This window comes from Ruegeria sp. BE9, assembly GCF_056538765.1.
This window is the reverse complement of sequence record NZ_JBQFTS010000004.1, coordinates 248199-260718: the sequence shown is the minus strand read 5'-3', so window position 1 is coordinate 260718 and position 12520 is coordinate 248199. Positions and strand designations below refer to the sequence as shown.

General features: G+C 55.6%; 15 protein-coding genes. 8 read left to right on the top strand and 7 right to left on the bottom strand.

Annotation, left to right across the window (positions count from 1 at the left end; all coding sequences use genetic code 11):
- Positions 1–219 precede the first annotated feature (219 nt).
- From ACR0EO_RS14010 to ACR0EO_RS13995, 4 genes are read left to right on the top strand one after another with little or no spacing between them, the layout of a single operon-like run.
- On the top strand, positions 220–1083 hold the full coding sequence (locus tag ACR0EO_RS14010; protein WP_480690919.1) for an MBL fold metallo-hydrolase: 864 nt from the start codon (positions 220–222) through the stop codon (positions 1081–1083).
- Between the two features lie 26 nt (positions 1084–1109).
- Complete coding sequence (locus ACR0EO_RS14005) at positions 1110–1526, top strand: YeeE/YedE family protein (protein WP_480690917.1); 417 nt, start codon at positions 1110–1112, stop codon at positions 1524–1526.
- On the top strand, positions 1526–1957 hold the full coding sequence (locus tag ACR0EO_RS14000; RefSeq protein WP_480690915.1) for a DUF6691 family protein: 432 nt from the start codon (positions 1526–1528) through the stop codon (positions 1955–1957). The genes ACR0EO_RS14005 and ACR0EO_RS14000 overlap by 1 nt, the downstream gene beginning before the upstream one ends.
- Positions 1958–1966: 9 nt before the next feature.
- Positions 1967–2398, top strand: coding sequence for a protein tyrosine phosphatase family protein (locus tag ACR0EO_RS13995; RefSeq protein ID WP_480690913.1), 432 nt, complete (start codon positions 1967–1969; stop codon positions 2396–2398).
- A gap of 1 nt (position 2399) precedes the next feature.
- Here the strand turns inward: ACR0EO_RS13995 and ACR0EO_RS13990 are convergent, their stop codons facing one another.
- From ACR0EO_RS13990 to ACR0EO_RS13970, 5 genes are all read right to left on the bottom strand, one after another.
- Positions 2400–3500, bottom strand: a complete 1101-nt coding sequence (locus ACR0EO_RS13990; RefSeq protein WP_480690911.1) for a FliM/FliN family flagellar motor C-terminal domain-containing protein — start codon at positions 3498–3500, stop codon at positions 2400–2402.
- Between the two features lie 78 nt (positions 3501–3578).
- The gene (locus tag ACR0EO_RS13985; protein WP_480690909.1) at positions 3579–6257 is read right to left on the bottom strand and encodes an ATP-binding protein; all 2679 of its coding nucleotides are present in this window, start codon (positions 6255–6257) and stop codon (positions 3579–3581) included.
- Positions 6245–6559, bottom strand: coding sequence for a hypothetical protein (locus ACR0EO_RS13980; protein WP_480690907.1), 315 nt, complete (start codon positions 6557–6559; stop codon positions 6245–6247). The genes ACR0EO_RS13985 and ACR0EO_RS13980 overlap by 13 nt, the downstream gene beginning before the upstream one ends.
- On the bottom strand, positions 6556–6936 hold the full coding sequence (locus ACR0EO_RS13975) for a response regulator transcription factor (protein WP_480690905.1): 381 nt from the start codon (positions 6934–6936) through the stop codon (positions 6556–6558). The genes ACR0EO_RS13980 and ACR0EO_RS13975 overlap by 4 nt, the downstream gene beginning before the upstream one ends.
- A 78-nt stretch (positions 6937–7014) precedes the next feature.
- Positions 7015–8310 (bottom strand): helix-turn-helix domain-containing protein, encoded by a 1296-nt coding sequence (locus ACR0EO_RS13970; RefSeq protein WP_480690903.1) that lies wholly within the window; start codon positions 8308–8310, stop codon positions 7015–7017.
- 195 nt (positions 8311–8505) lie between these two features.
- Here ACR0EO_RS13970 and ACR0EO_RS13965 point away from each other — a divergent pair, with 195 nt between their 5' ends.
- The 4 genes from ACR0EO_RS13965 (at position 8506) to aat (ending at position 11741) form a co-directional block, all read left to right on the top strand.
- On the top strand, positions 8506–9042 hold the full coding sequence (locus ACR0EO_RS13965) for a LuxR C-terminal-related transcriptional regulator (RefSeq protein ID WP_480690901.1): 537 nt from the start codon (positions 8506–8508) through the stop codon (positions 9040–9042).
- 152 nt (positions 9043–9194) lie between these two features.
- Positions 9195–9701 (top strand): acetyl-CoA carboxylase biotin carboxyl carrier protein, encoded by a 507-nt coding sequence (accB, locus tag ACR0EO_RS13960; RefSeq protein ID WP_480690898.1) that lies wholly within the window; start codon positions 9195–9197, stop codon positions 9699–9701.
- Positions 9702–9710: 9 nt separating this feature from the next.
- A complete protein-coding gene (accC, locus tag ACR0EO_RS13955; RefSeq protein ID WP_480690896.1) occupies positions 9711–11057 on the top strand; it encodes an acetyl-CoA carboxylase biotin carboxylase subunit in 1347 nt (448 codons plus the stop codon).
- 51 nt (positions 11058–11108) lie between these two features.
- Positions 11109–11741: a leucyl/phenylalanyl-tRNA--protein transferase gene (gene aat, locus ACR0EO_RS13950; protein ID WP_480690895.1), complete on the top strand. Its 633-nt coding sequence runs from the start codon at positions 11109–11111 to the stop codon at positions 11739–11741.
- Here aat and ACR0EO_RS13945 read toward each other — a convergent pair.
- Together ACR0EO_RS13945 and mlaD are read right to left on the bottom strand one after the other, a co-directional pair.
- Entirely contained in the window at positions 11696–12064 is a 369-nt protein-coding gene (locus ACR0EO_RS13945; protein WP_480690893.1) for a DUF2155 domain-containing protein, read from the bottom strand. The two genes, aat and ACR0EO_RS13945, sit on opposite strands and share 46 nt — an antisense overlap.
- On the bottom strand, positions 12061–12513 hold the full coding sequence (mlaD, locus tag ACR0EO_RS13940; RefSeq protein ID WP_480690891.1) for an outer membrane lipid asymmetry maintenance protein MlaD: 453 nt from the start codon (positions 12511–12513) through the stop codon (positions 12061–12063). Before mlaD ends, ACR0EO_RS13945 begins: the two co-directional genes overlap by 4 nt.
- Positions 12514–12520: the final 7 nt, after the last annotated feature.

Here is a 12520-nt window from a genome sequence, read left to right as displayed (position 1 = left end):
CATTCACATATAAGTAACCGTTTTAAGACTGGCACAGTTCCTTCCAAAACCGTGCGGAAAGCCGCCTGCGCACAGCGCTATTTCGGCGACTTCACGTAGTTTGATTAAATTTTACCCAAAACTGGATTAACCTGCCTTGACTGGTGTCAAATAACACAGTGTTGATTACATCACATTCCGTAATTAATATATGTTGGCGGCACAGCAGCGGAGGCAAGGATGACACCAAAGGTAAAAGCGTTTTTCGACCCACAGACATTTACTGTTTCTTATCTGGTGCAGGAACCGCAGGGTGATGCGTGCGCAATCATCGACAGCGTTCTGGATTTCGACCATGCATCAGGCCGCACGGATACCAGCTCGGCAGATCGGATCATTGATTATGTCGAGTCCAAGGGGCTTCGGGTCGAGTGGATACTGGAAAGCCACGTACACGCAGACCACCTCTCGGCAGCGCCTTACCTGCAACAGAAATTGGGCGGCAAAATTGGGATCGGGGATCAGATCGTTACCATCCAAGAAACCTTTGGCAAGATCTTCAACGAAGGAACCGAGTTTCAGCGTGATGGCAGTCAATTCGACGCGCTGTTCCATGAAGGCGATAGCTTCCACGTTGGCCAAATGCGGGGCGATGTACTGCACACGCCCGGGCATACACCGGCCTGTCTGACATATGTAATCGGCGATGCAGCATTCGTAGGTGACACTCTGTTCATGCCGGACTTCGGCACCGCTCGCTGTGATTTTCCCGGCGGATCATCCGAAGCACTATTCAATTCGATTCAAAAGATTCTGTCGCTCCCTGATGAGACCCGAATTTTTGTGGGTCACGACTACAAGGCGCCGGGACGCGACGAATATGCTTGGGAAACCACTGTTGGTGAGCAAAAGGCGTTGAACGTTCATATCGGCCAAGGACGCTCTGTCGAAGATTTTGTTCAGATGCGAGACGCGCGTGATGCAACACTGGCCATGCCTCGGCTGATCCTTCCTTCTTTGCAGATAAACATGCGCGCCGGGCAGATGCCCCCGGCTGATGAAAAAGGCGACGTGTTCCTGAAACTTCCCATAAACAAAATCTGAACTTCTGGTTCAGCAAAGGAAAAACCATGCAAACTGAATGGCTTTTGGGGCTGGGCGGCGGTCTTCTGATCGGCCTTGGCGCTGCCTTATATCTACTTGGAAACGGTCGTATCATGGGTGCCAGTGGTATACTTGGCGGGCTTGTCGACAACAGCGATCGTACACTTGAACGACTGTGTTTCTTAATCGGCCTTGTTGGAATGCCGCTGCTGTTGAGCCCCCTAATTGCGCCCGAAACACACCTGACCAGCAATACAGCTGTTGTCGTCATTGCCGGACTGTTAGTCGGGGCCGGAACCCGCATTGCCAATGGCTGCACGTCCGGGCACGGAGTTTGTGGAATTTCACGCCCTTCGATACGCGGCATCGTTGCCACCGTGATCTACATCGCTGCCGGAATTTTAACTGTAACCCTGCTTCGCCAAATTCTGGGATTGATCTGATGCGCTCTATAATTTCTTTGCTCGCAGGATCCTTGTTCGGCGCGGGCCTTTTGATTTCCGGAATGACGGACACAACTAAAGTTCAGGGGTGGCTCGATTTGTTCGGCAACTGGGATCCGACACTCGCCTTTGTCATGGGTGGAGCGATCCTCCCAATGATCGTGGCGTGGCGGTTAACCGAAGGGCGCAAACCCGTGGCCGGAGGGGAATTCCCGACGGCATCCGTAGCTACCTTGGATCGCCGCCTTATCCTCGGCTCTGTAATGTTCGGAGTTGGTTGGGGGTTGGCTGGGCTGTGCCCAGGCCCTGCGATTGCCTCGATTAGCTATGGTGGGATTGGTGGAGTTGTTTTCCTGGTTTCCATGATTGCCGGAATGTACGTCGCTCCGACTCTCGGTGCGCAACTGGACAGAGCCGCCAACGCAGCCTAAGCAAATGTCATGGAGATTCGACCAATAACCCCCCGCTACGCCGTCTCGCCCCAAATCACGGTCGAGGATGTTCCCGCCATCGCTGCCGCCGGTTTTACAAAGGTCATCTGCAATCGACCGAATTCCGAGGTTCCTGCAGACATGCAGTCAGATGCGATTGGTGAAGCAGTACGCGCCGCGGGTTTGGAATACGAAGTTTTGGAGCTAACGCACCAGACCATGACGCCCGAGAACGTTGCGCTTCAGCGCAGTCTTGCCGAAAGCTGCGAAGGCCCGGTTTTGGCGTATTGCGCTTCTGGTACACGTTGCTCTGTTGTCTGGGCGCTTGGTCAATGCGATCAGATGAGCACAGATGACATTCTGGATGCCACAACCAAAGCTGGATATGCATTGGAAAACCTGCGCCCAACTCTGGACCAGATCAGGAATAGTACTGACTAAATCACTCGATTTCGATCGAATCTTCACCCAACGGGTTAAGCCCGGCCAACTGAGAAATCTCGGCGACCATTTTATCCGAGCCTGCAAAATCCAAATCGGCTGTTAAGTCATTCTGCGTCTGAAGATCAAACGCAGGAACGACGGCTTCGACCTCTGACACATCCACCAGATCATTTGCCAAAGCCCTAGAATTCGCCTCGAGAAACTCGTGCTCGTCTGGCTGACCCAGAGTTTGCATCGAGGCGTATTCGTTCAATCGTACAGCACGCATTCCACCGCATTGCCCAAGACGACCAACGGCGGCACGGGTTCGGTCTATAGTCAGTATCTCTGCGCGATCCAACCGTGACCCAGTCAACGGCACGACGTCACCAATTGTTAACTGTGACAGCGAAGCCAGAGGCAGCGACATCCGGCAAATAACAGTATTTAGTTCCGCCCTTAAAACACCTGATGCCTGATCAAGGTTTGGGCCAGCCTCTTCAACGTCCGCCTCGATTTCATCAATCAGTTGCGGTTGCTCGGGTACCAACACGGAAATCTTACCCTGACGCAGACCCCTACCAAACTCTGCCGTCAGATCAAAAGCCCGATAGGTTTCTTCAACCATCGCCAGCGACATCGTTCGTTGATCTTCAAAACGCGAAGCAAACTCGAACCCGGACAGATCGGACTGATCTCTTGCCGCGTCGACCAGTGTAACTGCGCGAGAAATGGCATCGTCAACCAAAGGAGCAACCATGGCTGCGTCTGTTTGAGTGAAGGCTCTTGGCTCAGGTGACTCAGGCAGAACTTCACCGATCGTTTGCATCTGCACGATGGCTGACACTGCCCCCTGATCCAAACAGACGGCCGCAGACATTCCACTTGCATTCACAAGCTGCAATAACAGCCAATCGTCCCCAATTGAATTTTCCAGAGTGTCGGAAGTTCGATGAGACTGTTTGGCGCTTATGACGGCCAGGGACAACTGCAAGCGATCCCCGGCGGCCCGAGCAAAGGCCAGACGCAACGCCCGAAGAACTGAACGGGGTTTATCACCTTGTTCTTCCTGCCCTACTGAAAGCTTGCGCGCCAAAGCTGCGCCAACAGTCTGCGTCATGCCCTTAAACCGCTATCCATTGGTAAATCTGGAATCCGGTCTAACCCAGCACAAGTTACGATTGTCTTTACGATCGCGTCACTGAGCAGCCTGCTGATAGGCCAACGGCAGTCTCACTCGAAACGCTGCTCCGCCCTGCCCCGGCAAATAGCTGATATCACCGCCCAATCTCTGCATAATTTCGCGGCAGATCGCCAGCCCCAGCCCTGCACCTCCAGCCTTATCCACGCCGACACGAGCGAATTTCTCGAACACGATCGAGCGGGCTTCGGGTGGGATACCACTCCCATTGTCGGCGAAATCAATAACGACCTGTCCACCGACATCATGCGCCGAAATGGTCAATACTGGCTCTTCGGCGTCACAGTACTTCTGTGCATTGGAGATCAGGTTAATGAATACCTGCCCCAAACGGTCTAAATCGGTGTGGAGAGCAATGCGTTCCGCCGCTTTTGACCGGCGGACGCTTAGCTTTCGGTTCGATCCCGCAAGCGCACTGGACACCGCACGATCTAGAACCGAACGTAGGACATCATCCCCGACATTGAGGTTCACCCGACCACTTTCCAGAACACTCAGGTCCAAAAGGTCGTCCAAAAGCCGCGTCAGGCGCAGAGCCTCATCATGAATAATAGCCGCGTAACGGGTCTGCTCCTCGTCGCTCAGCCCTTCGGTATCGCGCATGATCTCGGAAAACGCTCGGATTGAGGTCATCGGCGTACGCAGTTCGTGGCTGACCTGACTGAGAAAGCTGTCCTTCTGCTCCGACATTTGAGTCAACTTGGTGTTCGCCTCTCGCAGTTGTCGAGCGGTGCGGGACAATTCTGCAGACTTGATCTCAAGCTGGCTCGAGTACTCCAGCAATTGCGCGGATTCGTCGGCCACAGCCAAAAGATCTTCTACCGAAACGGACGACCCTCCAACGATCTGTCCAATCATCGCATGAGCAGTCGCTGCACCGACGGAACCACTCAATTCGCGCTCAAGGCGCTCCAGAAAAGCCGGTGTGGGTTCGGGCAGACCTGATCGGCCACCTTGAAGTTCCGCCTCGGCCTGAAAAAACTCCTGCGCCGGCGCAGCTCCCAGTATCCGTTGTGTCATGATCATCAGATCTTCGCTTTGTGCAACAGATCCGGTCCAGCCACGCAATGCCACCGAATGGTCGAAGACATTGACAAATTGCGCCCCTTGCAGACGTTCCAACGGGCTGGGGAAACTCAGCAGTGAGGCAACACAGAAAGCGATTGTGTTCAAGGACAGGGACCACATGACCGTGTGGACCATTGGGTCCATTCCCTCAATCCCGAACAAAGCCTGAGGGCGAAGCCAACCCAGACCAAACGGGCCGTTCTGCATCACCGTCTCGGACATAGCAGACCCACCAATACCCGGTAAAATCAGCGTATAAATCCAAAGACAAAACCCAACGGTCAGCCCCACCAACGCACCCGTGCGAGTGGCCCCTCGCCAGAACAGGCCGCCAACCAAAGCCGGCAGAATTTGGGAAATCCCAGCAAAAGCAATAAGGCCGATCGATGCCAAAGCTGCTCCACCGCCGGACAAGCGGTAATAGTAGTACCCAAGCGTCATAATAACCGCGATGGACACCCTGCGGGAGATCAGGACGACATTCCTCACATCACCGGTGACCGACGCGGTTCCTTCTTGAGTGTTCAGCCAGATCGGCATGACTACATGGTTTGACACCATTGTGGACAGCGCCATCGCCGTGACGATGACCATGGAAGTGGCTGAAGAAAACCCGCCAATAAAGGACAACATCGCCAGCCAATCGTTGCCCTGAGACAATGGGACTGTCAGGACGAAAAGGTCGGGGTTCGATCCCTCCGGTAAAAGATCCAAGCCGACGACGGCGATTGGCACCACGAAAAGGCTCATCAAAAGCAGGTACAGTGGGAAGGCCCAAGCCGCTGTCCGCAAATGACCTTCATCAGCGTTCTCGACCACCATGACCTGAAACATCCGCGGCAGGCACACAAACGCCGCAGCGGACAGGAAGATAAAGGTCGTCCAACGGCCAGCATCCACATTCCAGTGCCCGATTTCTGACGCATCTATTCGATCCATCATCGGGCCAAGGCCTCCGGCGACGCCCCAGACGACAAAGATCCCAACTGCAAGCAAAGCGAACAATTTTACCACCGACTCCACAGCGATGGCGGTCACGACACCGTGGTGGCGCTCGTTTGCATCCAGGTTCCGCGTACCAAACAAAATAGCAAAAACTGCAAGCCCCACTGCGACCCAGAAGACCGATGATCCTTCACGATAGAGGCCGGTCGGGTCAGCCTCGGCAAAAATGGAAAAGGACAGTGTAATTGATTGTAGCTGAAGCGCGATGTACGGCGTCCCACCCAAGACGGCCAGAATTGTCACCCCAATCGCCAGAGTATTTGACTTGCCATACCGCGATGAAATCAGGTCGGCGATCGACGTTACGCGCTGACTGCGCCCGACCCGGACCAGTTTTCTCAATCCCCACCACCAGCAGATCATAACCAGTGTCGGACCCAGATAGATGGTCACAAATTCCAGCCCTGATCGCGCGGCGTTCCCTACAGCTCCATAAAACGTCCAGGCTGTGCAGTATATGGAAAGAGAAAGCGTGTAGATCAGAGGGGACCGCAACCATGCGCCCTTGCCGGCGGCGGCCATGCGATCGGCTGCAAACGCAACGCCGAACAACAGCACCACATAGCCCAAGCATACAAGGATCAGAACGTTCAGGGTTGCCATCGGTCCGACTCGGGTTCGGAGTCATCGCCCGCCGCCATGCGTCTGGCGGCCAAGCCAAACAGGAGGCTGGCAACGATCAAGATCACCCAACAAGAAAAGATGTAAAACATAGCGGACGACAACGAAACGGCCTCGTATTCAGTTTGTCCGCGGGGCCACAGCAATGGAATTGCGATCAAAGCGGCCCCTAAAATAGGTAACAAGCGAGCGGCGTCGGTCAATCGGCGCCTGCGATAAGTCTGTCGCTCGAGAAACAATGAAGGCCGAGCACCGGCCCGCCGACGCTCTTCGCCCTTGGTCATGACCGCGTTGCCTGTGCATGGAGATCACGCACGGCTGTCAGCATTTCCGCATTCGAGAACGGCTTGGTCATAAAGCGACTGACACCAGCGTTCTCGGCCATCTCCCGATCACGAGACTGACCACGCGCCGTCAGCATCAGGACGGGCAAAGCCTGCATATCCTCCAGCTTTCGCAAGTCGCGCAGAATCTCCATGCCGCTTTTACCCGGCAACATGACATCCAAAATGACGAGATCAGGGCTGGCGCCCTGAATAACCTGCAGCGCGTCCGATCCCTCAGCATGTGTCTCCACTTGCCAACCTTCGCGTGTCAGCAGAAAACGAATGGCCTCAGCGATGTTTGGCTCATCCTCAATCAACAGAACCCTGCGGCTCATACTTACCTGTCCTCCCCGTGACAGGCCATATACTGGTCGACCCGTCGATGCCAGCTTACGCGCACAGCCGGGAAACTGTCAAAAACCTTCGCGCAGAATCGAAGGCTCACGGCGCGCTTCACAACTTGTGTTGGGGCAAACGCGGCAACTGGGCCCTACCCTTGAGACGCCTTGCTCATCCTGCATTTCCCCCTCCACCAGTCGCAACAGCATAGCAGAGCGATAAACCGGCCCCTCATCGTAACCCGGAACGAATTGCGGCCAGGCATATGCGTAACAGTCGAATACCGCTGCCGTCCTCCCCAGTTGCACGACGCGCTTTCGGATCGGCACCAACGGCCTGTTCAGCGCTTGGAAAACCGGCCACAAAGGACAGGCCTCGCCAAAACGTGGCATAGCAAACCCAGGCACAGCCTTGTTGAACAGAACGCTGCCGGATGCATCGCAAACCACCAATCCAGTCGGCTGCTCTAAGTACTCCTCTGGCAACGCCGCCAATCGCCTTAACACGGTCGCAACATCTACTGAAAACTGCGCTGCCAAGTGCAATGGGTCCGGATCAGCTTCGTTCAGCGCACACTTCACTTTTTCCAAGGGCATGGCCTTGGCATCTGAGGCGTAGATTTTCAGAAAGTTCCGGGCGAGTGTTCTGGCGGCTTCTGAATCCAATTCAGAAAGGTCAATGTCCTCGGCCTCTGCACCATTTTCAATTGCAGGAAAATGATGCTCCTTGGCGCCAAAAAATGCCTCAACATCCTCAAGAGGAACCCCTCTGCGGTCATCGGCAGAATCACTTTCGTCCAGATAGGCCACCAGCGATTTCGAACTGTCTGCCAAACGCTCGGCGTCCTGATGCAGGTTGCGGTGAAAACGGTCCTGCCATTCGGGTTCGATTTCCTGTGTATCCGCAAGAATACCAGCTGTAGATCGAATCGCTGCGGCCGTTGACAGTACCTCGTGAACCGAGGCGGCGAGATGCGGATCGTGGGTCAAACGATCAGACAAGGTTTCGACCGTACGTTCCAGAGACACCACACGACGGTGCATCTGCGCCAGAACACCGGCCCATCCAGGAAACCGGCCGGCGAACTCTTCAAGCCCATCTAACTCAGCTTTCTGGCCCACCGCGTCCGCTGCTGCCTCACGCAGCGCTGAAATGAGCGAAGCCTCAATCCCCTGCGTGAGTACCGAAGGTTCGACAACAAGGGCCGAGGCGATATCGACCAGCAATTTGCCACCAATGCGGCGGCGGTTATGCTCGATCAAGTTCAAATAAGACGCTGAAATTCCAACCTGACGCGCGAGTTCAGCCTGACGCAAACCAGCGATCTGTCGCCTTTCCCGAATACGACTACCCGTCAGCGTGTCGCGCATGCCTTCGTCCCTTTCCGGTACCGCTTTGTGTCAGCCTGCAGCCACGATGTTTTCATGACTCTCAATATATTTCTAGTAGTTAACGCAGTATTTTCATTGTCACTTTACAAAGTTAACAACTGCTGGCCGCAGCCGCCCAACCAAAAATCACGCACGCCTCTTCTCATTTCCGCGAATAAGCGGCACGATGTAACTATGAGCGACCCCGCCTTTGAATATGCCCCAATCGGTCTCGTCGAATTGGAAAACCGGATCATCCGGCGCTGTAACCTGCAGTTCGCACGCACTTTTGGTGGTGAGGCTGTGGACTACCGGAATATGCCTTTGTTGCATCTCTACCCGTCCGTTGCCGATTGGGAACGGATCGGCGCACGCAGCCTTCAGGTGATGCGAGACACCGGTTACTACACAGACGAACGCGTCATGCGGCGACGGAATAGCGATCTGTTCTGGTGCCGAGCACGTGGGCGCTCGCTCACCCCCGACGACCCCTTCCGCCACGGCATCTGGAGCTTTTCAGACATCTCTGAAGAACGCCCATTGGTCGAGCTTACAGTTCGCGAACGCGAAGTTGCGATCCTTTCCTGTCGTGGTCTGTCTGCCAAGGAAATCGGGGCAGAATTGGACCTTAGCTACCGCACGATCGAAGCTTACCGAGCGCGCCTTTTGGAGAAATTCGGAGCCCGCAAACTACCCGAATTGGTAGCGAAACTTTCCGGAATGCCGCTTTAGCCTCTTTCCCCCTCGGAAAACTTGGGTAAAACCCCTATCTGACAGGCTGAGACTGCGCTTTTCATGACAGGGCGCATGGCTTATAACGCTGCGTAATCAGACCAAAGCCCGCACAGAACAGACGGGCCATAGGGGAACCGTCGAGGACACTCATGACAGACACCAAACACGAAGCGGATGTGGCATTCATCAAGGCACTGGCCGAACTGCTACGCGAAAACGACCTGACTGAACTGCAGGTCAAACGTGAATATGGCGAAGAAGACAGCCTGAATGTACGCGTAAGCCGCATGACACAGGCAGCCGCCGCTCCGGTTCAGGTCGCCGTTCCAGCCGCAGCACCAGCCGCATCCTTCGCAGCCCCCGCCGCTGCAGCACCCGCGGCCGCCGAAGCCCCAGCCGCCGTCGAAGATCCAGCCAGCCATCCCGGCGCAGTGACCTCACCCATGGTTGGTACCGTTTATATGCAGCCCGAACCGGGCGCGCCTTCGTTTATCTCGGTCGGCGCATCGGTGTCCGAAGGCGACACGCTGCTGATCGTCGAAGCGATGAAAACCATGAACCACATCCACGCGCCCAAATCGGGCACCATCAAGCGTATTCTGGTCGGCGACGGCGACGCTGTGGAATTCGGCACCCCTCTGGTCATCATCGAGTAAGGCGGGCCCATGTTCGATAAGATCCTGATTGCCAACCGAGGCGAGATCGCCCTGCGCGTCATCCGCGCCGCGCGCGAGATGGGGATTAAGACGGTTGCCGTCCACTCCACCGCCGACAGCGACGCGATGCATGTGCGTATGGCGGACGAATCGGTCTGCATTGGTCCCCCGCCCAGCCCGCAAAGCTATTTGTCCGTACCCGCGATTATCTCGGCCTGTGAAATCACCGGCGCGCAGGCGATCCACCCCGGCTATGGCTTCCTGTCCGAGAATGCCGAGTTCGTGCAAATCGTCGAAGACCACGGCATCACCTTCATCGGCCCCACCGCGGAACATATCCGCGTCATGGGTGACAAGATCACCGCCAAGGACACGATGAAGGAGCTTGGTGTGCCTTGCGTTCCCGGTTCTGACGGCGGCGTTCCTACGCTGGAAGACGCCAAACGCATCGGTGAAGAGTTCGGCTATCCTGTTATCATCAAAGCCACCGCTGGCGGCGGCGGTCGCGGCATGAAAGTCGCGATGAACGCTGATGAGATGGAAAGCGCGTTCATGACTGCGCGCGCCGAAGGCAAAGCTGCTTTTGGCAATGACGAAGTCTACATCGAGAAGTATCTGACCACTCCGCGCCATATTGAGATTCAAGTCTTTGGCGACGGTAAGGGTAAGGCGGTCCATCTTGGCGAACGTGACTGTTCGTTGCAGCGCCGTCACCAGAAGGTATTTGAAGAGGCTCCCGGCCCCTGCATCACCCCTGAAGAACGCGCCAGGATCGGTAAGATCTGCGCCGACGCCGTGGCTAAGATCAACTATATCGGCGCGGGCACGATCGAATTCCTGTATGAGAACGGTGAATTCTACTTCATCGAGATGAACACCCGTCTGCAGGTGGAACACCCGGTAACCGAAGGCATCTTCGGCGTCGATCTGGTGCGCGAGCAAATCCTCGTCGCAGCCGGCGAGCCTATGTCGTTCGGTCAGGATGATCTGGAAATCAACGGTCACGCCATCGAAGTTCGGATTAATGCTGAAAAGCTGCCAAACTTCTCGCCCTGCCCAGGTAAGATCACCGCGTATCACGCACCAGGTGGTCTGGGTGTCCGGATGGACTCGGCGCTTTATGATGGCTACTCGATCCCGCCCTACTACGACTCGCTGATTGCCAAGCTGATCGTTCAGGGTCGCGACCGAGCCGAAGCTCTGGCGCGCCTTGAGCGCGCATTGGGAGAGTTGATTGTCGACGGTATCGACACCACCGTCCCGCTATTCCACGCCCTGTTACAGGAACCAGATCTGCACAGCGGCGACTATAACATCCATTGGCTGGAGCACTGGCTTGCGGAGAATATGGAATAAAAAGCCCTTCAGACCAGAGGGTTCGCACCCTCTGGTCAACGCTTACCCGGCATGAGCCTTACACCTGAACTCTTACTGCACGGATACTCTGTCGGGATTTTCCCGATGGCGGAACACCGCAATGATCCAGAACTATTCTGGGTCGACCCCAAGTTTCGCGGCGTCGTACCGCTTGATGGCTTTCATATATCCCGCAGCTTGGCGCGCCGGATTCGAAAATGCGGTTTCTCCGTAACCATCAATCGCGACTTTGAAGGGGTTGTAGACGGCTGCGCAGATCGCAGTGAAACCTGGATCAACGCTGAACTGCGGAATCTATACCTTCAGATACACCACACCGGACATGCGCACTCTTTGGAAATTTGGGATGAGGGGGTGCTTGTCGGCGGCGTTTACGGGGTAGCTCTGGGTGCTGCGTTTTTTGGGGAAAGTATGTTCTCCCGGCGAACCGATGCTTCGAAAATTGCGCTGGCGTATTTAGTGGACCGCCTGCGCGAAACCGGGTTTCTACTGTTCGACACACAGTTTTTGACTGCCCACCTGGCATCCCTGGGCGCAATTGAGGTACCGCGCGCGCGATACCGGCAAGCTCTTGCAGAAGCGATCGAGGCCAGCGCAGATTTTACGGCGAATGTTCCTCAGTCGCCTGAAGGCGTAATACAGCGGATCACCCAGACGTCATAGCGGGCGTGATCCAAAGCGTTCAAAGCCGGCGAAGTTGCGATCATCCACCCGTCAAACAGTTGATCCGTTTTGCCTTTTTCCCAGATTGTCAGATAGGCAAAGGCGTCACCCGTTGGGTTGTCGGCCGGGTAACGGCAGTCACCAAGCGCAACATCCAGACCAAAGATCACTTCGGTCTGACCGTTTCGCATTTCGATATCAACTGTTTGACCGCTGACCTTATCCAGCCCTCTGATCATGGCGCCTGGGCCGGACTCGACCTTTTGCTGTGCGGCCACGCCACTGGCGGTCAGTAGTGCTGCCATCAGGGCCAAGCGCTTCATTCGCTGCCGTCCCCAGCAACGAATTTAACCAGCAATGAAATCAGGCTAACCGCCCCCTGCGTATCTTCGACTTGATCACCGGGCTCGAAAAAGAACGGCGATCCACCCGGCATAACTTCGACGAAGTTACCACCCAACAGACCTTCGGAAGATATTACGATGGCGCTATCGTCAGGCACCTGAATACCATCCGAAATCGTAAAGGTCGTATCCGCGCGGTAAGTATCCGGATTTAGATCCACGCCTGTGACGGTGCCGATCTTTACACCAGCCAAACGCACGTCAGTGCCGACACCTACTCCTTCGAGCGAACGGAAGGATGCGCCCAACTCGTACCCGTTCCCACCTTGTGATAGGCCTGTCGACTGGCTGGCGTAGACGCCAAACGCCACGGCACAAGCCAAAACGGCCCCGCCAACGAGAACTTCGGTAACATTGTAACTCGACATTGCTTGC